At 69.1% G+C, this 20,071-nt stretch carries 22 protein-coding genes and 1 riboswitch; of the genes, 7 read left to right on the forward strand and 15 right to left on the reverse strand.

All coding sequences use genetic code 11. The features are described from left to right. Positions 1-8: 8 nt before the first annotated feature. The 4 genes from ABGB19_RS10925 to thiO form a co-directional block, all read right to left on the reverse strand. Positions 9-770 (reverse strand): SGNH/GDSL hydrolase family protein, encoded by a 762-nt coding sequence (locus ABGB19_RS10925; RefSeq protein WP_347685962.1) that lies wholly within the window; start codon positions 768-770, stop codon positions 9-11. Further along, complete coding sequence (locus tag ABGB19_RS10930) at positions 767-1,510, reverse strand: thiazole synthase (RefSeq protein ID WP_347686232.1); 744 nt, start codon at positions 1,508-1,510, stop codon at positions 767-769. Before ABGB19_RS10930 ends, ABGB19_RS10925 begins: the two co-directional genes overlap by 4 nt. 70 nt (positions 1,511-1,580) lie before the next feature. Continuing rightward, complete coding sequence (thiS, locus tag ABGB19_RS10935; protein ID WP_347685963.1) at positions 1,581-1,778, reverse strand: sulfur carrier protein ThiS; 198 nt, start codon at positions 1,776-1,778, stop codon at positions 1,581-1,583. Next, positions 1,778-2,797, reverse strand: coding sequence for a glycine oxidase ThiO (thiO, locus tag ABGB19_RS10940; protein ID WP_347685964.1), 1,020 nt, complete (start codon positions 2,795-2,797; stop codon positions 1,778-1,780). The genes thiS and thiO overlap by 1 nt, the downstream gene beginning before the upstream one ends. After that, a riboswitch (TPP riboswitch) is annotated at positions 2,785-2,894 on the reverse strand. Its footprint overlaps the gene before it by 13 nt. Before the next feature lie 35 nt (positions 2,895-2,929). Between thiO and thiE the strand changes: the two genes are divergently transcribed. Then, on the forward strand, positions 2,930-3,598 hold the full coding sequence (thiE, locus tag ABGB19_RS10945) for a thiamine phosphate synthase (protein ID WP_347685965.1): 669 nt from the start codon (positions 2,930-2,932) through the stop codon (positions 3,596-3,598). Here thiE and ABGB19_RS10950 read toward each other — a convergent pair. Further along, positions 3,585-4,076, reverse strand: a complete 492-nt coding sequence (locus ABGB19_RS10950) for an NUDIX hydrolase (RefSeq protein WP_347685966.1) — start codon at positions 4,074-4,076, stop codon at positions 3,585-3,587. The two genes, thiE and ABGB19_RS10950, sit on opposite strands and share 14 nt — an antisense overlap. Positions 4,077-4,188: 112 nt before the next feature. Here ABGB19_RS10950 and glnX point away from each other — a divergent pair, with 112 nt between their 5' ends. The 4 genes from glnX (at position 4,189) to ABGB19_RS10970 (ending at position 9,672) form a co-directional block, all read left to right on the forward strand. After that, positions 4,189-5,508: a protein kinase G-activating protein GlnX gene (glnX, locus tag ABGB19_RS10955; protein WP_347685967.1), complete on the forward strand. Its 1,320-nt coding sequence runs from the start codon at positions 4,189-4,191 to the stop codon at positions 5,506-5,508. Positions 5,509-5,567: 59 nt separating this feature from the next. Further along, on the forward strand, positions 5,568-6,533 hold the full coding sequence (locus ABGB19_RS10960; RefSeq protein ID WP_347686233.1) for a glutamate ABC transporter substrate-binding protein: 966 nt from the start codon (positions 5,568-5,570) through the stop codon (positions 6,531-6,533). Continuing rightward, on the forward strand, positions 6,533-8,917 hold the full coding sequence (locus ABGB19_RS10965) for a serine/threonine-protein kinase PknG (protein ID WP_347685968.1): 2,385 nt from the start codon (positions 6,533-6,535) through the stop codon (positions 8,915-8,917). The genes ABGB19_RS10960 and ABGB19_RS10965 overlap by 1 nt, the downstream gene beginning before the upstream one ends. A 308-nt stretch (positions 8,918-9,225) precedes the next feature. Then, a complete protein-coding gene (locus tag ABGB19_RS10970; protein WP_347685969.1) occupies positions 9,226-9,672 on the forward strand; it encodes an STAS domain-containing protein in 447 nt (148 codons plus the stop codon). Here the strand turns inward: ABGB19_RS10970 and ABGB19_RS10975 are convergent. From ABGB19_RS10975 to fgd, 4 genes are all read right to left on the reverse strand, one after another. Next, on the reverse strand, positions 9,607-10,677 hold the full coding sequence (locus ABGB19_RS10975; protein WP_347686234.1) for an acetate kinase: 1,071 nt from the start codon (positions 10,675-10,677) through the stop codon (positions 9,607-9,609). The genes ABGB19_RS10970 and ABGB19_RS10975 overlap by 66 nt on opposite strands. Positions 10,678-10,733: 56 nt before the next feature. Further along, positions 10,734-12,824 (reverse strand): phosphate acetyltransferase, encoded by a 2,091-nt coding sequence (gene pta / locus ABGB19_RS10980; protein ID WP_347685970.1) that lies wholly within the window; start codon positions 12,822-12,824, stop codon positions 10,734-10,736. A 125-nt stretch (positions 12,825-12,949) separates the two neighbouring features. Further along, positions 12,950-13,921 (reverse strand): endonuclease/exonuclease/phosphatase family protein, encoded by a 972-nt coding sequence (locus tag ABGB19_RS10985; protein ID WP_347685971.1) that lies wholly within the window; start codon positions 13,919-13,921, stop codon positions 12,950-12,952. A 27-nt stretch (positions 13,922-13,948) separates the two neighbouring features. Then, positions 13,949-14,956, reverse strand: coding sequence for a glucose-6-phosphate dehydrogenase (coenzyme-F420) (gene fgd / locus ABGB19_RS10990; protein ID WP_347685972.1), 1,008 nt, complete (start codon positions 14,954-14,956; stop codon positions 13,949-13,951). 34 nt (positions 14,957-14,990) lie between these two features. Here fgd and ABGB19_RS10995 point away from each other — a divergent pair, with 34 nt between their 5' ends. After that, a complete protein-coding gene (locus ABGB19_RS10995; protein WP_347685973.1) occupies positions 14,991-15,725 on the forward strand; it encodes an MBL fold metallo-hydrolase in 735 nt (244 codons plus the stop codon). A 10-nt stretch (positions 15,726-15,735) separates the two neighbouring features. On the opposite strand, the gene ABGB19_RS11000 is transcribed toward ABGB19_RS10995, so the two are convergent. Then, positions 15,736-16,032 carry a hypothetical protein gene (locus ABGB19_RS11000; protein ID WP_347685974.1) on the reverse strand — a complete coding sequence of 99 codons (297 nt, stop codon included), beginning with the start codon at positions 16,030-16,032 and terminating at the stop codon, positions 15,736-15,738. Between the two features lie 65 nt (positions 16,033-16,097). After that, positions 16,098-16,577, reverse strand: a complete 480-nt coding sequence (locus tag ABGB19_RS11005; protein ID WP_347685975.1) for a GNAT family N-acetyltransferase — start codon at positions 16,575-16,577, stop codon at positions 16,098-16,100. A gap of 56 nt (positions 16,578-16,633) precedes the next feature. On the opposite strand from ABGB19_RS11005, the gene ABGB19_RS11010 reads away from it, so the two are divergent. After that, positions 16,634-17,485, forward strand: a complete 852-nt coding sequence (locus tag ABGB19_RS11010; RefSeq protein ID WP_347685976.1) for an SDR family oxidoreductase — start codon at positions 16,634-16,636, stop codon at positions 17,483-17,485. A gap of 67 nt (positions 17,486-17,552) precedes the next feature. On the opposite strand, the gene ABGB19_RS11015 is transcribed toward ABGB19_RS11010, so the two are convergent. From ABGB19_RS11015 to ABGB19_RS11030, 4 genes are read right to left on the reverse strand one after another with little or no spacing between them, the layout of a single operon-like run. After that, positions 17,553-17,966, reverse strand: a complete 414-nt coding sequence (locus tag ABGB19_RS11015; RefSeq protein WP_347685977.1) for a hypothetical protein — start codon at positions 17,964-17,966, stop codon at positions 17,553-17,555. Then, positions 17,967-19,193 (reverse strand): O-succinylhomoserine sulfhydrylase, encoded by a 1,227-nt coding sequence (locus ABGB19_RS11020; protein ID WP_347685978.1) that lies wholly within the window; start codon positions 19,191-19,193, stop codon positions 17,967-17,969. Next, on the reverse strand, positions 19,190-19,603 hold the full coding sequence (locus ABGB19_RS11025; protein WP_347685979.1) for a rhodanese-like domain-containing protein: 414 nt from the start codon (positions 19,601-19,603) through the stop codon (positions 19,190-19,192). Before ABGB19_RS11025 ends, ABGB19_RS11020 begins: the two co-directional genes overlap by 4 nt. A 19-nt stretch (positions 19,604-19,622) precedes the next feature. Beyond that, positions 19,623-20,069: a lumazine-binding protein gene (locus ABGB19_RS11030; protein WP_347685980.1), complete on the reverse strand. Its 447-nt coding sequence runs from the start codon at positions 20,067-20,069 to the stop codon at positions 19,623-19,625. Positions 20,070-20,071 lie beyond the last annotated feature (2 nt).

The raw sequence follows: 20,071 nt of genomic DNA on the forward strand, positions 1-20,071 counted from the left end.
TCACGATTCTAGTTCGCCTGCGCGACGACAAGATCCGCCGCCGCTCGCATCCCCGCCGCGTTCGGATGCAGCGGCGCGGGCCGGCCCGGCAGCGGCAGTCCGAACTTCGTGGTCCATGGCTCGGCAGACCAGGCATGGTGAGGTCGGCTCGGCTCGGCCACCCGCACCAGCCCGCAGCCGGTCGCGGTCGCCGCCTCGGCCGTCAGCCGCTCCAGCGTCTCGGCGACGTGTCGCCCGGTGACGACGTCGGCTTCGTCGAGCGGCGGCGCCGGGGTCCCCTCCGGCGGCAGCAGGGTCAGGTAGTCGACGAACAACACCTTCGCCCGTGGCGAGCGTTCGCGGATCGTGCGGCCGACCTCCTTCAACGATTCCTCCACCCGCGCCAGCGCCGCGTCCCGCTGCACCGGGTCCAGTTTCGCGCGCAGCACCCCGCCGAGCAACGGCATAGCCCGGACCGGTCGCGGAAGTCCGGCGGCGAACAACAGCGGCACATAACCCACGTCGTTGCCGCCGATGGTCACCGTCACCAAGTCTTCGGTGCCGTCCAGCGCCTCGACCTGAGGCGGCGCACCGCACTGCGGTTCTGTAAGCACGTTCGCGGTGGTAGCGCCCGAGTACGTCACATCGACGAGGTCCAGCCCCAATCTCGAGGCGACCAGATGGGGATAGTTGCGCGCCGACCGACCGGCAGGTAGCGGCGCACCCGACGCCCGCGGACGGATCCCCGGACCCGCCGCCATCGAACTACCCAGCGCCACATATCGACTCATAATGTCGGGCTGGATGCCTGCGCCCAGAACCGTTTCGGAATCCGGCCCGCCTGCCGTGCCAGGTAACCCGCGGTGACGGCGGCCGCCATGGCCGCGGCCATGGTCGGCGGGTCGGCGGACCGGGTGACCGCGGTGGCCAACAGCACGGCGTCACAACCCAGTTCCATCGCCATCGTGGCGTCGCTGGCGGTGCCGATACCCGCATCGAGCACCACCGGCACCGAAGCAGCGTCGACGATCATCTCGATGTTGTGCGGGTTCGCGATACCCAGGCCCGTCCCGATCGGCGAACCGAGCGGCATGACGGCAGCACACCCGATGTCCTCGAGGCGACGCGCCAACACCGGATCGTCATTGGTGTAGGGCAACACGGTGAAGCCGTCGTCGACCAATTGCTCTGCTGCCCGCACCAATTCGACAGCATCGGGCAGCAGCGTGCGTTCGTCGGCGATCACTTCCAGCTTCACCCAGTCGGTCTGCAGCGCCTCGCGCGCCAGCTGGGCCGTCAGCACCGCTTCGGCCGCGCCGCGACACCCCGCGGTGTTCGGCAACGGCGTGATACCCAACCGGTTCAACAGGTCCAGCACACCGGTGCCGCTCTCGGCGTCCACGCGCCGCATCGCAACCGTCGTCAGTTCCGTCCCCGACGCGACGAGCGCCTGCTCGAGCACCGCCAGGTTCGCCGCTCCACCGGTGCCGAGGATCAGCCGGGATCCGAACTCCCGCCCGGCGATGGTCAGCTTCGCGGTGTCCGTCCCCCTAGTCGTCCCCAGCGCTTCGCGCGGGGGCCCATCGCTCCTGCCCCCGAGGTCAGCCACCCTGCACCGCCGTCAACACCTCGACGCGGGCGCCGTCGGTCAGCGTGGTGTGCCACTCGGACTTCGGCAACACCGACCAGTCCACCGAGACGGCGATCCCTTTCCCCGGGAACCCGAGGCGTTCCAGCAGCGCGGCGACCGTGGTCTGCGCATCCACCTCAACCGCCTCGTCGTTCACCATGACTTTCATTATTGCGCTCCCACCGTGACGTCGAGTTCGGCCGCGATCCGCTGCGCGGTCCACGGCGCGAGCAGGAAACCGTTGCGCCCGTGCCCCGCAGCCACCAGCGTGCGCTCGTCGAGACGCTTGACGATCGGCAACCCGTCGGGCGTCATCGGGCGCAATCCCGCCGCGCACTCGGCCAGTTCGTACTCGCCCAGCGCCGGCATCACCGCGCACGCGTCGTCGAGCAGTTCCCGGACACCGGTCACTGCGGGCGCGGTGTCGCGACCGTGCTCATACTGGGTGGCGCCGATGACGACGCCGTCGCCGCGCGGCACCAGATAAACCTGCCTGCCGTGCACCCGCGCACGAATCACCCTCTGCGGCACCGGCATACACCCACGGCGCCAGCGCAACCGCAGCACCTCGCCCTTGACCGGCCGGATCGGTAGACCCGGCCAGAGGGTCGGCGCGTCGATGCCGTTGGCGATCACCACGGCGTCGCCGTCCACCGACGCGATGTCGTCGACGGCAGGCGCCCACTGCACCCCGAGACGCTCACAGTGTGCTACCAGCGCCTGCACCACTGCGCGGTTGTCAACGGCCAGTTCGGTTTCCGCGACGAACCCGTGCCGGATGCCCTGCGCCAGCAGCGGTTCGATGTCGCGGGCGGCCGACGTCGCGGTGACCGGGTGCCCCTGGGCGGCAAGCCACTCCCCGACGGTCTTCAGGTCCGCCGCATCGGCGCGGTCGACGGCGACCACCAGCGATTCGCGGGCGGTGACGACGTCGTCGGGCAGCCCGTCCAGAAAGTCGGCGTGCCACATCTGCAGCGACTCCAACCCGATCCGCAGCAGCTCGTCCTCACCGGGCCACCCCTCGCTGTGCGGCGCCAGCATGCCGCCGGCGACCCACGAGGCACCCCGGTCGGCGGTGCGGTGCACGCGCACGCTCCAGCCGTCGTGCGCGGCCCGGCGCGCGATGGACAGGCCGATGACGCCGCCGCCGATGACGGCCAGTGAACCGGCAGGTGCTTCGGCGGACATTTCCCTCCCTTCGCCGGCATGACCCGGATCAGGTGCGACGGTAAGGGCGGCGCGCCCACTCTCAGACCCCGGTCCCGGGACTCCCGTGTAGACGGTCCAGCCTACTCAAGGGAAGGCGCTACCGTTCGCGGTGTGCACAAACCCCTGGACCGCCTGGCGACGGCATCGCTGTACCTGTGCACCGACGCCCGTCGTGAGCGCGGTGACCTCGCGGCGTTCGCCGATGCGGCGCTGGCCGGCGGTGTCGATCTCATCCAGTTGCGCGACAAGAACTCGCCGGGCGAGCAGCGGTTCGGCCCGCTGGAGGCCCGCCAGGAACTCGACGCGCTCGAGGTGCTCGCCGACGCCGCACGCCGCCACGGCGCCCTGCTCGCGGTCAACGACCGCGCCGACATCGCACTGGCGGCCGGCGCCGACGTGCTGCACCTGGGGCAGGACGACCTGCCGCTGCCGGTGGCACGCCGAATCGTCGGGCCCGGCCCGGTGATCGGGCGCTCCACGCACGACGCCGCTCAGGTCGCCGCCGCCGTCGCCGAAGCCGTCGACTACTTCTGCGTGGGGCCGTGCTGGCCCACCCCCACCAAACCGGGCCGGCCGGCGCCGGGTCTCGACCTCGTCCGCCACACCACCGCACTGCGCACCGACAAGCCGTGGTTCGCGATCGGCGGCATCGACCACGCCCGGCTGCCCGAGGTGCTCGCGGCCGGCGCGCGGCGCATCGTCGTGGTCCGGGCGATCACCGGCGCCGAGGACCCGACGGCCGCCGCCCGCAGCCTCAGAGGGGCGCTTACGGCTCGTTGACCAGCAACGGGATCTCCGCGATCGCCGTGCGAAGCCCTTCCCAACTCGCCGCGAACCCGGGGTGCAGCGGCAGGTCGGCCACCTCCGCGACGGGCACCCACCGCAACTCGGCGCTCTCCCGGTTCGGCGTCGTCGCGAGCAGTTCCGGTGCGTCGGCGATGACCGTTGTGTAGGTCCACACACCGGCGATCTCGAGGGTGACGACGGTGGTCCGCACGGTCAACCGGTCGGCGGGCAGGCCCGCTTCCTCGTGCGCTTCGCGGACGGCGGCTTCTTCGGCCGTCTCGTGGCTGTCGCGCGCGCCGCCGGGCAGACCCCAGGTGCCGCCCTGGTGACTCCACGGCGCCCGGTGCTGCAACAGCACCGCGGCCGCGCCGCCCACACCCGGCGCCCGCAGCAGCAACCCCGCCGCGCCGAACCGTCCCCAGAAGGCGGCTCCGGTGTCGGACACCACCCAGCCGTCACCGTCGCCTCGCACACGCCCAAGAATAGGGAACGCGTAGGTCCCTGAAACTCTTAGACTTCTTTTATAGAGTGGGAGCAGCCGAAACGACGAGCCGGGAAGCAAAGCAGATGAGGTCCGCGCGCACGTGACTGTGGAGTTGGCGCACCCGTCGACGGAGCCGCTCGCTTCGCGGTCGCCGACGACACCCGCGCACCCACGCTGGTGGTTCCTGTGGACCACCCCCGGCCGGATCCTGACCATCGGCGTGGTGCTCTCCGCGCTCGTCATCGCCAGCGCCTTCGCCACCTCCACGACGATCAACGACCGCCAGCAGGCGCTGACCACCGTTCTCAATCACACCGAGCCGTTGGCGTTCGCCGCGGGTCAGCTCTACACGACGCTGTCGGTCGCCGACGCCGCCGCGGCCACCGCGTTCATCGCCGGGACGGAGCCGCGTGACGTGCGGCAGCGTTACGAGCAGGCGATCACCGACGCCTCCGTCGCGGTGACCAGGGCGTCGAGCGGGCTCACCGACGAGGAGATGGTGCAGCTGCTCGGCCGGCTGAACGCGCAGCTGTCGGTCTACACCGGGCTCGTCGAGACGGCGCGCACCAACAACCGGGCCGGAAACCCGGTCGGCTCCTCGTATCTGTCGGAGGCATCGGCGCTGATGCAGACGCAGATCCTGCCGCAGGCACAGCGGCTCTACGAGGAGACCTCCGCGCGGGTAGACACCGAAACCACCGCGTCGACGCGGATTCCGGGTCCGGTCATCCTGGTGGTCCTCGCGACGCTGTTGTTCGGGGTGTTCGCCAACCGCTGGCTGGCCCGGCGCACCCGCAGGCGGATCAACATCGGCTTCGTCGCGGGTGGCCTGGCCGTGTTCATCATGCTGATCTGGGTCGGCACGGCGTTGATCATCTCGACCGCCGACAGCCGCAGCGCCAAAGACACCGCGGCCGAGTCGCTGAAGACCGTCACCAACCTTGCGATCACCGCACAGCAGGCGCGTGCCGACGAGACCCTGGCCCTGATCCGGCGCGGCGACGAGACCGTGCGCAAGCAGTCGTACTACGACCGCATCGACATGATGCAGCAGCAGTTGTCGGAATACCTCGCCCGCGACGACGCGATCGACAAGACCGATCTGGCGGGCGCCGAGCAGATGCTCAAGCGCTGGCGCGCGGCCGACGACCGAATCAACGCCTACATCGGCGTCGGGAACTACCAGGCCGCCACGCAGGTGGCGCTGGGCACCGGCGACGACGACTCCACACCGGCGTTCAACAAGCTCGACGAGGCGCTGAGCAAGGGCATCGAGGAGAGCCGCAGCCAGTTGCGCGACGACATCGTCAACGCCCACCGGGTGCTGTCCGGGGCGACCGTCGGGGCCGCCGTGCTCAGCGTCGTCGCGGCCGTCGCTGTGGCGCTCGGGTTGTGGCCGAGATTGAGTGAGTACCGGTGATGAGCGCTCGCGTGTGGGGATACCGCCCGCCCGAGGGGCAGGGGGAGAACAGACAACCGATGAGGCGCAAGGTCTTCGGCATCCTGCTCGCCGCGGCCGCGGTGCTCACCGGCTGCGCGCAGGCCGCGTCGGTGACGACGCCACCGGGGATAACCCTGGCGCCGCCGACCCCCGCGGGCATGGAGGAGTTGCCGCCAGAGCCGGTGCGCGCGCCGACGCAGGACCGCGACGCCTGCGACCGCAGAGAAAGTCTGCGGCCGTTCGCCACCAAGGCCGAGGCCGACGAGGCGGTGGAGAACATCCGGGCGCGGGGGAGGTTGATCGTGGGCCTGGACATCGGCAGCAACCTGTTCTCGTTCCGCGACCCGATCACGGGCGAGGTCACCGGGTTCGACGTCGACATCGCCGGCGAGATCGCCCGCGACATCTTCGGCACGCCTGCTCAGGTGGAGTACCGCATCCTGTCGTCGGCCGACCGCATCGCCGCGTTGCAGAACAACCAAGTCGACGTCGTGGTCAAGACCATGACCATCACCTGCGAGCGCAAGAAGCTGGTCAACTTCTCGACGGTCTACTTCAACGCCAACCAGCGGATCCTGGCGCCGCGCGACTCGAACATCAGGCAACCGTCGGACCTCTCGGGCCGACGGGTGTGCGTCGCCAAGGGCACCACGTCGTTGGAGCGCATCCAGGAGATCACTCCCCCGCCGATCATCGTCGGCGTCGTGACGTGGGCCGACTGCCTGGTCGCGCTGCAACAGCGTCAGGTGGACGCGGTCAGCACCGACGACTCGATCCTGGCCGGGCTGGTGTCTCAGGACCCGTACCTGCGCATCGTCGGGCCCAGCCTCAACGAGGAGCCCTACGGCATCGGGATCCACCTCGAGAACACCGGGCTGGTGCGTTTCGTGAACGGGACACTCGAGCGGATTCGCCGCGACGGCACCTGGAGCACTCTGTACCGCAAGTGGCTCACGGTGCTCGGCCCCGCGCCGTCGCCCCCCGTCGCGAGGTACTCGGACTGATGGCCGAGATTCAGGAGGACTTCGACGGCGGCCAGGAGGGGGCGCCGTCGGCGGAGCCGACCAGCGGGACACCGTCGGCGGAGCCGACCACCGGGACACCGTCGGCGGAGCCGACCATCGGGACACCGTCGGCGGAGCCGACCAGCGGGACACCGTCGGCCGACTTCGACGACATGGGCATGGATTCGGTGTCGACGATGCGGCCGATGGCCACCCAGGCGGTGTTCCGTCCGCAGTTCGACGACGACGACGATGCCGACGGCGTCTCGGCCCACACCGGCGACACCGAACCGCAGGACCACACCACGGCGACGCGGGCGCTCTCGCCGACGCGCCGCCTCGGCGGTGGGCTCGTCGAGATTCCGCGGGTGCGCGCGAAGGATCCGCTCGAAGCGCTGATGACCAATCCGGTTGTCGCCGAGTCGAAGCGGTTCTGCTGGAACTGCGGACGGCCCGTCGGCAGGTCGTCCGGCGAGGCACCCGGACAGTCCGAGGGCTGGTGCCCGAGCTGCGGCAGCGCGTATTCGTTTCTGCCGCAACTGAGTCCGGGCGACATGGTGGCCGACCAGTACGAGATCAAGGGCTGCATCGCGCACGGCGGGCTGGGCTGGGTGTATCTGGCCTTCGACCACAACGTCAACGAGCGGCCCGTCGTCCTCAAGGGCCTGGTGCACTCCGGCGACGCCGAGGCGCAGAAGATCGCGATGGCCGAGCGGCAGTTCCTCGCCGAGGTGACCCATCCCGGCATCGTGAAGATCTACAACTTCGTCGAGCACGAGGACAAGCACGGCAACCCCGTCGGCTACATCGTGATGGAGTACGTCGGCGGCACCTCGCTGAGGCCGGGCAGGGGACAGAAACTGCCGGTCGCCCAGGCGATCGGCTACATGCTCGAGATCCTGCCCGCGATGGGCTACCTGCACTCGATCGGGTTGACCTACAACGACCTCAAGCCCGAGAACATCATGATCACCGAGGAACAGCTCAAGCTGATCGACCTCGGCGCGGTGTCGACGATCAACTCGTTCGGCTACCTCTACGGCACGCCGGGTTACCAGGCACCGGAGATCGTGCGCACGGGCCCGACCGTGGCCACCGACATCTACACGGTGGGCCGCACGCTGGCGGCATTGACGCTGAACCTGCGCACCCGCAAGGGCCGCTACGTCGACGGACTGCCCGAGGACGACCCGGTCCTGGCCACCTACGACTCGTTCGGCCGGGCGCTGCGCCGGGCCATCGACCCCGACCCGCGCCGTCGGTTCGCCAGCTCCGAGGAGATGTCGGGCCAGCTGCTCGGCGTGCTGCGCGAGGTGGTCGCCCAGGACACCGGATCGCCGAAACCCGGTCTGTCGACCGTGTTCTCGCCCACCCGTTCCACTTTCGGCGTCGATCTGCTCGTCGCGCACACCGACGTGTACCTCGACGGCCAGGTGCATTCTGAGCGGTTGACCGCGCAGGAGATCGTCAAGGCACTGCCGGTGCCGCTGGTCGACCCGACCGATGTGGGCGCGACAGTGTTGTCGGCCAGCGTGCTGAGCCAGCCCGTGCAGACGCTGGACCAGTTGCGTGCGGCCCGGCACGGCGCGCTGGACTCCGAGGGCATCGACCTGTCCGACTCGGTCGAGTTGCCGCTGATGGAGGTGCGCGCCCTGCTCGACCTCGGCGACGTCGCCAAGGCCACCCGCAAGCTCGACGACCTCGCCGATCGCGTCGGGTGGCGCTGGCGGTTGGTGTGGTTCAAGGCGGTGGCCGAGATGCTCTCGGCCGACTACGACTCGGCGACAAAGCATTTCACCGAGGTGCTGGACACACTGCCCGGCGAGCTGGCGCCCAAGCTCGCGCTGGCGGCCACCGCGGAGCTCGCGGGCCCCGACCTTGCGCAAGCTCCCGAGCGCAAGTTCTACAAGACGGTGTGGTGCGCCGACAATGGCATCATCTCGGCGGGTTTCGGTCTGGCACGAGCGCAGTCGGCGGCAGGTGACCGGGACGCGGCCGTGCGCACGCTCGACCAGGTGCCGGTGATGTCGCGCCACTTCACGACCGCCCGGCTGACGAGCGCGGTGACGTTGTTGTCCGGCCGCTCGACGCACGAGATCACCGAGCAGCACATCCGCGACGCCGCCCGCCGAGTCGAGGCGCTGCCCGACACCGAGCCCCGGGTGCTGCAGATCCGCGCGCTGGTGCTCGGCACGGCGATGGACTGGTTGGCCGACCACACCGCCAGCACCAACCACATCCTCGGTTTCCCGTTCACCGAGCACGGGCTGCAACTGGGGGTCGAATCCTCGCTGCGCGCCCTCGCGCGGGTGGCTCCGACCCAGGCGCATCGTTACGCGCTGGTCGATCTGGCCAACAGCGTGCGCCCAACGAGCACGTTCTAGCGATAGCCGCCGATCTCCCCCGGCGATGGCCCGGCAAATTCGTCCTCGCGGCGTTATCGCGCGGCCTACGGATTCACTCGCGGTAGCAGCAAATTCGACGACACCGACCGCGTCGTTGCCGCATCGGTGATGGTCAGAACTTCATGGTCAACCTGCGGATTTCGTAGTAATCTGCGTCACAGGTTGAGTTCACAGCCACCAGGTGACGTCATCGACGCCGGGCGAGTTCCCGACGTGCAGCTTTAACAGATTAAGGCCATCCCTGACGGCATCAGCGGTACGGATTCCCTCGACTGATGGAGTGCACGGTGTCTGCTATAGGGACCTGCCGGGTGTTCCGCCCCGACCCCCGGTCGTTCGATCGTTGCGAACGGCACCACAGGGGCACCTTCTCCGCGTCGCACCTGCACACCTCGACGGTTGTCGTCACCGTCGAAGGTGAGATCGACGCGACCAACAGCCGCGCGCTGACCACCTACATCGAGGGGCGCGTGGCGGGTGCCAAGCGCCTGCTGCTGGACCTTCGGCTGGTCGACTTCTTCGGCACCCCCGGCTTCGCGGCCCTGCACAACGTCAACGTCATCTGTTCCCGGTACGGGCTGAAATGGCAATTGCGCTGCGGCCGGCAGGTGCGCCGGTTGCTGGCGATCTGCGATCCGGACAGGACGCTGCCGCTCGAGGAGCCGCAGTCAGTGCTCGACGATCTGAGCGCAGGCTCTGGCGATCGCAAGCTCCTCATCGGTGGGAATCACTAGCACCGTCGTCGGGGAGTGCTCGGCGGAGATCCGGCGCGCCGACCTGGCCGGGCTGTCGTTGAGATGCTCGTCGAGTTCGATGCCCAGCGGCGCCATCCCGCTCAACGCGTCGCGGCGCACGGCGGCGTCGTTCTCCCCCACCCCGGCGGTGAACGTGATGACGTCGGCGGAACCCAGCAGCGCCAGATAGGCACCGATGTACTTGCGCAGCCGGTGGATGTAGACGTCGTAGGCCAGTTGCGCTGCGGCGTCCCCGGACTCGATGCGCTGATGCAGCACGCGGAAGTCGATCTCACCGCCGAGCCCGCGGACCCCGGAGTGCCGGTTGAGCATCTCCTCGATGTCCCCGACGCTCATGCCCGCGGTGCGCCACAGGTACGTCAGCACGCCGGGGTCGACGTCACCGGAGCGGGTGCCCATCACGAGACCCTCCATCGGCGTCATTCCCATCGACGTGTCCACGGGCCTGCCGCCGACGATGGCCGACGCCGACGCGCCGTTGCCGAGGTGCAGCACGATCTGGCGCAGCGACACCAGTGGCGCGTCCAGGTAGGCCGCGGCCTGCTCGCTGACGTACTGGTGCGAGGTGCCGTGGAAACCGTAGCGGCGGATGTGCCACTGCGCGGCCACTTCGCGGTCGATCGCATATGTCGCCGCGGCGGGCGGCAGGTCGTGGAAGAACGCGGTGTCGAAGACGGCGACGTGGGGCAGGTGCGGCAGCGCCCTGCGGGCCTCCCTGATGCCCAGCAGCGCGGGTGGATTGTGCAGTGGGGCAAGCGCAGACAAGCCGTCGATCTTCGCCACCAGCGCGTCGTCGACGAGGGTCGGCCGGTAGATGTCCGGGCCGCCGTGCACCACCCGGTGGCCGACCGCGATCAGCCCCGCCATGTCATCGGCGAGTTCGTCGAACACCACCTGCAGGGCCGCACCATGGTCGCGAATGTCGCTGTCGCCGATCCTCTCGACGATGCCGTCGGCGATCATGCTGGTCGAATCCGGCTCCATCACCGCATACTTCAGCGACGACGACCCCGAGTTCAGGACGAGCACCCTCGAATCCGTCACAGGGTCTGGGCCTGGATCGCGGTGATCGCCACGGTGTTGACGATGTCGGGGACCAGCGCTCCGCGGGACAGGTCGTTGACGGGCTTCTTCAACCCCTGCAGCACCGGGCCGATGGCGATCGCGCCGGCGCTGCGCTGCACCGCCTTGTAGGTGTTGTTGCCGGTGTTGAGGTCGGGGAAGATCAGCACCGTCGCCTGGCCCGCCACCTTCGAATCGGGCATCTTCGTCTTGGCCACCGACGGCTCCACCGCGGCGTCGTACTGGATGGGCCCGTCGACGAGCAGATCGGGCTGCCGCTGTCGAACCAGGTCCGTTGCCGCCCTGACCTTGTCGACGTCCGCGCCCGTGCCGCTGGTACCGGTCGAGTAGGACAGCATCGCAACCCTCGGTTCGATGCCGAACCGGTGCGCGGTGCGCGCCGAGGAGATCGCGATGTCGGCCAACTGCTCCGAGGTGGGATCCGGCACGATGGCGCAGTCGCCGTATGCCAGCACGCGGTCGGCGAGGCACATCAGGAAGATGCTCGACACCGTGGAGACGTCGGGCAGGGTCTTGATGATCTCGAACGCCGGCCGCACGGTGTGCGCGGTGGTGTGCCGCGCGCCGGACACCATGCCGTCGACCATGTCGTTGTGTACCAGCATGGTGCCGAAATACGACACGTCGTGCATGATTTCGTGGGCTTGCTCGACGGTGACGCCCTTGTGTCTGCGCAGTTCGGCGTACTGCTCGGCGAACTTGTCACACAGGTCGCTGGTCCGCGGGTTGAGCACGGTCGCCGCGGAGATGTCCACGCCCAATTCCGCTGCACGAGCGCGGATCTGGGGCTCGTCGCCGAGTATCGTCAGCTCCGCCACCCCCCGTTTGAGCAGCCGCCCCGCCGCGGTGAGGATGCGGTCGTCGTCGCCCTCGGGCAGCACGATGTGCTTGCGGTCCGTGCGCGCCCATTCCAGCAGCTGGTGGGTGAACATCTGCGGGGTGACCACGTTCGGTATGGGAATCGTCAGCTGCGCCAGCAGGTCCGCCGTGTCGACGTGGGTTTCCATCAGCGTCAGCGCGGTGTCGATCTTGCGCAGCGATGTCGAGGTGACCCGGCCCCGCGCCGCCGCCACCCGGCTGGCGGTCTCGAAGGTGCCGAAGCGTGTGGTGATGATCGGCAGCCGCAGGCCCAGCCCGGACACCAGCGCGGCGATCGACGGATGCAGCTCGAGCCCGCCGTTGAGAATGATTCCAGACAGTGACGGAAAGCCTTCGGCCACATGCGCGCTGACGACGGCGAGCACAACGTCGGAGCGGTCCCCGGGGGTGACGACGGCGACGCCCTCCGTCAGGCGTTCCAGCACGTGCTCGGCCGTCATGCCGGCCACCAGCACATCCATCACCTCGCGCGACAGCAGCGCCGGGTCTCCGCTGACGACCGTGCCCTCGACCGCCTGCTGCAACTCCGCGACCGACGCCGCGACCAGCAGCGGCTCCTCGGGCAGCACGTAGCTCTTGGGCTCGAACGGCTCGAGCGCCGTCGCGACCGCGCTCAGCTGGGCCGGATCGCAACGGTTGGCGACCACCGCGGCGGTGTGGGCGTGCTGGCCGGCGATCTCGGAAAGACAGACGTCCACGAGGTGCGCCACCTGCTCGGGGCTGCGATTCTTGGCCTTCACCGCCAGCACGACCGGGACGCCGAGGTTGGCGGCGATTCGCGCGTTGGTCGACAACTCGCTGGGCGCGGCCACGTCGGTGTAGTCGCTGCCGACGATCAGCACCGCGTCGCACTGATCGGCGACGTGGTGGTAGCGGTCGACGATCTCGCCCAGCGCGGCATCCGGGTCCTCGTGCAGTTGCTCGTAACCGACGCCGACGCACTCGTCGTAGGTCAGCCCGGCCGTACTGTGGTCGAGCAGCAGTTCGAGGATGTAGTCGCGATCCTCGCCGAGCCGGGTGATCGGCCGGAACACACCGACTTTGGCGACGGTGGCCGCGAGCCGGTGCAGGATGCCCAGCGCGATGGTCGACTTGCCGGTGTCGCCTTCGGGTGAGGCCACGTAGATCGCGGATGAGCGCTCGCGCGAAGACCATGAGCCAGCTGGCACCTCGTCAGCCTAGCCGCCGGGCCAACTGACGTGCCGCACCGACGAGAGCCCGTTCGCGAAACGTACACCAAGGTCGTGGTCAGGCGGGCGATGACGACCCCGGTGTACGTTTCGCGAGGTATACGTCAACTGGCGGTCGGGTCCACGGGGATGTCGACGCCTGCGGCCAGGCCGCGGTGATCGGAGCCGGGCACCGCGACCGTGTGCGCCGAGCCCGCGGTGCAGTTGCGGACCAGCACGTGGTCGATGCCGACGACCGGCGGACGCCAGGGCCGGCTGGGGTAGCTGCGCGTCAGTCCCGCACCCGCCTGCTCGGCGGCGTCGCGGTAGCCCTCGGCGAGCAGGGCCCGGAACGGTTTCATGTCGTAGGTGGCGTTGAGGTCGCCGGCGACGATCACCGCGCCGGAGCCGGCGTCCCGAGCGAGCGCCCGCAACGTCGACGGCAACTGTTCGATGTCGCCACGGAACCAGCGCAGCGGCTGCACCCAGGGTGCGGCCAGGTGCACGGCGAGCACCGTCGTGTCGAACCGCACGCCCGGCAACCGGATTCGGGCGCTGAGCATCGGCATCTGGTAGCCGGCGACTCGCGCGGATGCCAGGATCGGGTGCCTGCTCCACAGCCCGATGCCCGCCGCCATCGGCTGCGGATCGATCGCCCGGTGTGGGAACGCGGCCTCCAGCCCCGCCGCCGACATCGCGGCCGCGACCTGTGGTGTCATCTCCTGGACCACCAGCACGTCGGCCGATGCGGTGGCGAGCTCGACGACGGCGCGCGCGTCGGCCTGCCCCATACCGAGATTGGCGCTCACCACCCGCAGCGGCACGGACGGGACGTCGGCCTGCTCCGGCCCGAAGTACCTGGGCGCCAGCACCGCGAGCATCACCAGGGACAGGCAGGCGGCCACGATCGTCGGCACCCACCGGCGCACGACGCCGAACAGCACCATCGCCGCAATCCCCGCGGCGGTCAGATACGGCGCCGCTGCGGCGAGCACCAGCACGACCTCGTGGCTGACCGGCAGGTATCGCGACAGCAGTGCCGCGGCGGCGACGACGAAGGCGAGCGCAGCGACGACCGTCGCCAACACTCGGATCATGATGTGTTGGTGCGGCTTTCAGTCGGGTCAGCCGAGCTTGCGCAGCCGGGGCTGAAGGTCCTTGGCGAACAGCTCGAGGAACCGGCGCTGATCGTGGCCCGGGGCGTGGAACACCAGGTGGTTCATCCCCCAGTCGACGTAGTCCTTGACCTTCTCGACGGCCTCGTCGGGGTCCGACGCGACGATCCAGCGCTTGGCGACCTGCTCGATCGGCAGCGCGTCGGCGGCCTTCTCCATCTCGATCGGGTCGTCGATGGAGTGCTTCTGCTCGGCGGTCAGCGACAGCGGGGCCCAGAACCGGGTGTTCTCCAGCGCCAGGTGCGGCTTGGTCTCGTAGGAGATCTTGATCTCGATCATCCGGTCGATGTCGTCGGGATTGCGCCCGGCGGCCTCGGCGCCCTCCTTCACCGCCGGGATGAGCTTGTCCTTGTAGAGTTCCTCGCCCTTGCCGGAGGTGCAGATGAACCCGTCGCCGGCGCGTCCGGCGTACTTGGCCACCACCGGACCGCCTGCGGCGATGTAGACGGGAACCCCGTCCCGGGGCACGTCATAGATCGAGGCGCCCTTGGTGTGGTAGTACTCGCCGTCGAAGTCGACCCGGTCGCCGAGCCACAGCTCGCGCATCAGCTTGACCGCCTCACGCAGCCGGGCGAAGCGCTCCTTGAAATCCGGCCAGTCCCCCTCGTATCCGGTGGCGATCTCGTTGAGGGCCTCACCCGTTCCGACGCCGAGCATGACCCGGCCGGGGTAGAGACAGCCCATGGTCGCGAAGGCCTGAGCGATGACGGCGGGGTTGTAGCGGAACGTCGGCGTCATCACCGAGGTGCCGAGCATGATCCGCTCGGTGCGCTCGCCCACCGCGGTCATCCACGCCAGCGAGAACGGAGCGTGGCCGCCCTCGTGACGCCACGGCTGGAAGTGGTCGCTGACGACCGCGCTGTCCATGCCGTGCTCTTCGGCGGCGACGCCGAGCTCGACGAGTTCCCGCGGCGCGAACTGCTCCGCCGACGCCTTGTATCCGAGTTTCAAGTCCACGGGTCTTTTCTACCCCGCTGCCTACACTCACGGCATGGCAGCAGCGCTGACGGCCGTCACCGACACCGTCCACTTCGCCTACACCGACCTCGTCAACTGGACGCTGGTCACCGACGGTGACGGTGTGGTGCTGATCGACGCCGGCTTCCCGGGCAGCCGCGACGACGTGCTGGGGTCGCTGCGCGAACTGGGCTTCGGCGTCGACGACGTGCGCGCGATCCTGTTGACCCATGCGCACATCGACCACTTCGGGTCGGCGATCTGGTTCGCCGAAACCCATGGCACGCCGGTGTACTGCCATGCCGCGGAGGTCAGCCATGCCAAGCGGGAGTATCTGGAGCAGGCGTCGCCGGTCGATATCGCCAAGCACATCTGGCGGCCGCGCTACCTGACATGGTCGGTGTCGATCACCCGCAAGGGCGCCATGGTGCACGGCGGTATCCCGACCGCGCAGGCCCTCACCGAGGACATCGCGGCGGCGCTGCCCGGTAAACCGTCGGCGATCCCGACGCCGGGGCACACCGGCGGGCACTGCTCGTTCGTCGTCGACGGCGTTCTGGTCAGCGGCGACGCCCTGGTCACCGGCCACCCGTTGCTGCCGCGCGGCGGTCCGCAACTGCTACCCGGCCTGTTCAACCACGACCAGGACGGTTGCGTGCGCAGCCTCGGCGCGCTGGGCGTGCTCGACACCGAGGTGCTGCTGCCCGGCCATGGTCGGATGTGGCGGGGGTCGATCCGCGAGGCCGCCGAGACCGCCGCGCGCCGGTGACCGCGCACGTCTACGTCAGGTTCTGATAGCCGAGCAGGAAGATCGCGGTCAGGCACAGCCCGCACGCCACCACGATCGTCGGCATCAGGATCATGCTGTCGAGTTCGTCGTCGTCGAGCACATCGTCCTCGAACCGGCCGAACAGCACGCGGGCCACTCCGGTCCTGCGGAAGGTGTGCACCATCGTCCGCACGGCCTTGGTTTCGCGCCTACGGCCGATGACCACGCGCGAGGCCAACCCGACGATGAAGGTCAGCGCGGCGGCCGCAACCAGCAGCCACCCGACCGTCGTCTGCGTTAGAGCCACAACCACCCCCGGGTGTCCCCGACACCGACGCCCAGCCTATAGGGAGCGGCCGGCCGGTCGGCCCGTCATCGCAACGACTTCGCGAAAGCGATCGGATAGACCTCGCCGTCTGCCGACAGCGGCTCGGCCAGTCGGGTATAGCCCGCGGCCTCGTAGAGCGCCTCGGCTTCGGGTTGGCGGTCGCCCGTCGTCAGGTACACCCGCGTGTACCCGCGCGCGGCGATCTCGGCCTCCAGTTCGGCCAGCAGCGCCTTGCCGTAACCGCGCTGACGGTGACCGCTGTCGGTCCAGATGCGCTTGAGTTCGGCCGTCTCGGCGTCGAAGCGCTGAAACGCCCCGCCGGTGACGGGTTTGTCGTCGATCACTCCGATCAGCAGTCCGCCGTCCGGTGCGGCGAAGTCCTCGGCGGGATGGCCGCGCAGCCAGGTCATCACGCGTTGTTCGGTGCCGCCGTAGCGCCGGGCGTACTCCACGGCGAGTTCGGCCAGCAACGGCGCCGCCAGCGGATCGTCCTGGCCGACCGCCACGAAGCGCAACGGGTTCACGCTGACGAAGATAGCGGACTTCCACCCCAAACTTGACACATGTAAAGTTTGGGGTCATGGACAACATCAGGGGCACGACGATCGCGATCACCGGCGCCGCCCGCGGCATCGGTTATGCGACGGCTAAGGCGCTGCTGGCGCGGGGTGCGCGGGTCGTGATCGGCGACCGCGACGTGGCGCTGCAGGAGTCGGCCGTCGCGCAGCTGACCAAGCTGGGCCCGGTGTCGGGCTATCCGCTCGACGTGACCGATCGCGATTCGTTCGCGACGTTCTTGGACAAGGCCCGCGTCGACGGCGGCGGACGCATCGACGTGCTGATCAACAACGCCGGTGTGATGCCGATCGGCCCGTTCGTCGAGGAGTCCGAGCAGTCGATCCGGTCGTCGCTGGAGGTGAACCTCTACGGCGTCATCACCGGCTGTCAGCTGGTGCTGCCCGACATGATCGCCCGGCGCAGCGGCCACATCATCAACATCGCCTCGCTGTCCGGGCTGATCCCGGTGCCGGGCCAGGTCGTCTACGTCGGCGCGAAGTTCGGCGTGGTCGGGATGACCGCCGCGCTGGCCGACGAGGTCGCGCGCTACCACGTCGACGTCTCGGTGGTCATGCCGCCGTTCACCCGCACCGAGCTGATCTCCGGCACGAAGGAGACCGCAGGCACCAAGCCCGTCGAGCCCGAGGAGATCGCCGCGGCGATCGTCAAGACGCTCGACAAGCCGAAGACGCACGTCGCCGTGCCGCCGTTCCTGCGCTTCACCGCGCAGGCCGCTCAGATGCTCGGGCCCCGCGGCAGGCGGTGGATGAACCGCAAGCTCGGGCTCGACAACGTGTTCCTGGAGTTCGACACCACCGCGCGCAAGAGCTACGAGGACCGCGCGCGCACCGCGCAGGGCGTCGTCGAGGGATGACTTTCTCGGCCGAGCGCGCACCCTGGTACACAATCGCGGGGAAAAACCGTACAAGGCTGAGCGCTCGTCAAAAGGTCGGGGCCGCGTCGCCGAGGCGATAGGCCTCGATCACGTCGACGGCGTCGAACAGTTCCTCGAGGTCGAACTGGTAGTCGTCGGCGGTGCCGACGAACACCACGTGCGCGACGTCGCCGCCGTCGCCGGCGGTCAACACGATCGTCGTCGCCGACACCACATCCTCGGGGTCGGCGACGGCGGCGTGTGACGGCGGATAGAACCACAGCGCCGACTCGTCATCGGACAACTCGTCGTCGAATACCCAGCCGCGCTCGGTAATTCGTTCGTCGAACGCCTCGAGGACCGCCGCCAGCTCGATGTCGCCGGACAGCGAGTCCAGCACCGTGTCCGGCAGCCACCGGTCGTTGCGGGCGGCCTGCCGCTTGCGCCGGCGGGCCTCCTTCGCGTCGGATCGGCGCGACACCTAGCTCAGCGCCTGGTCGAGGTCGGCCAGCAGATCCTCGGTTCCCTCCAGGCCCACCGAGATTCGCACCACGCCGTCCCCGAGCCCGATCGCGGCGCGACCTTCGGGGCCCATCGCGCGGTGCGTGGTGGTCGCCGGGTGGGTGATCAGCGACTTGGCGTCGCCGAGGTTGTTCGAGATGTCGACGATCCGCAGTTTGTCGAGCACCTCGAACGCGCGCTCCTTGGTGCCGCCGGCCAGCTCGAACGTGACAACCGTTCCGCCACCGGTCATTTGACGCTTCGCCAGGTCGTATTGGGGATGCGACTCGAGGAACGGGTAACGCACATAGCTCACCGCGGGATGGTTCTCGAGGAACTCCGCGATCCGCTGCGCCGACGCATTCTGGTGCTCCACCCGCACCGCAAGCGTCTCCAGTCCCTTGAGCAGGGTCCACGCGTTGAACGGGCTCAACGCCGGGCCGGTGTGACGCATCAGCTTCTGCACGGGCTCGTCGATGTACTGCTTGTCACCCAGGATGGCCCCGCCCAGCACGCGGCCCTGGCCGTCGATGTGCTTGGTGCCCGAATACACCACGATGTCGGCGCCCAGCGGCATGCCCTGCTGCAGGATCGGCGTGGCGAACACGTTGTCCAGCACGACTTTCGCACCTGCGGCATGCGCGAGGTAGCACACGGCCGCGATGTCCACCAGCGACTGCATCGGGTTGGACGGGGTCTCGAAGAACACCGCCTGGGTGGGGACCGACAGCGCCTTCTCCCACTGCGACAGGTCCTCGCCGTCGACGAACACCGTCTCCACGCCCCAGCGCGGCAGGATCTCGTTGCACACCACGAAGCAGGACCCGAACAGGCTGCGCGCGGCGACCAGCCGATCGCCCGCCGCCAGCAGTGCACCCAGCGACGTGAACACCGCCGCCATCCCGGTCGCCGTCGCGAAACACGCAGGCGCACCCTCGATCAGGCGCAGCCGCTCCTCGAACATCGAGATCGTCGGGTTGCCGTAGCGGGAGTACACGTAGCGGTCGATCTCGCCGGTGAACGCCTTCTCCGCCTCGGCCGCCGACGCGTACACATATCCACTGGTGAGGTAGATCGCCTCGGCGGTCTCCTCGAAGCCGGACCGCAGCAACCCGCCGCGCACCCCGAGAGTGGCCTGACTGACCCCCTCGGGCAGCTCGACCGACCGACGCACCGACGGCACCTGGGAATCGGCGGGGTGGGTCATGACTGCTTCCAGGGCAGGCCGACGGCCTTCCAGCCGGTGGCGCCGCGATGACGGTGCTCGTCGAGATTGCCCTCGAAGCCGTCGAGAATGTTGTAGGACGGCGCGATACCGGCCTCGGTGGCGGCCTCGGCGGCGCCGATCGACCGGTTGCCGGAGCGACACAGGAACACCACCGGGCCCGCGCCGGGTGTGACACCCGCCGTCTTGAGGTCGTCGACGAAGGACTCGTTGCGCCCGCCGTCGGAGCGGTTCCACTCGACGAACACGACGTCGCGCTGCAGCGAGGACAGGTCGGGCACCCCGACGAACCGCCATTCGGCGTCGGTGCGGACGTCCACCAGCACGGCGTCGCGGGAGTCGGTCAGCAGCCTCCACGCCTCCTCGGGCGTGATGTCTCCGGCATATGTCACGACCGCGAGTGTCCCACAGCTACCTGGGGCCGAGTGAACAGACCTTCCAAGCCCCGCCCTCGCGCACGAACGTCATCGCGGCGTCCTCCTTGGCGTCGGGCGCCTTGTCGAAGTGGTAGGTCACCGTGGCGGTCGCGCGGTCCCCGTCGATCTTCACCTCGGTGACGTCGTCGACGAACCGTTCACCACGCTTGTCCACCGATTCCCGTTGCACGGCAAGCACTTCGGACTCGTTGCCCTGTTGCGCCGCGCAAGTGTAGCCGCGGAAGTCAGCGTAGTTCTGGCGCTGCAGTGCGTCGTTCTGCCCGACCGCGGCGGTGGCCACCTGCTGCTCGACGGGACGCTCCTGGCCGCCGAACAGATTGAGCAACCCGATAACGATCACCACGAGCACAATGATCCCCAGCGCAACTAGGAACGGCGTCGCGGTCGGCCGGTCGGCGCGGTCGAACTCCGGGTCGGCCATCG

This window comes from Mycobacterium sp. B14F4, from assembly GCF_039871645.1.
Lineage (GTDB): Bacteria > Actinomycetota > Actinomycetes > Mycobacteriales > Mycobacteriaceae > Mycobacterium.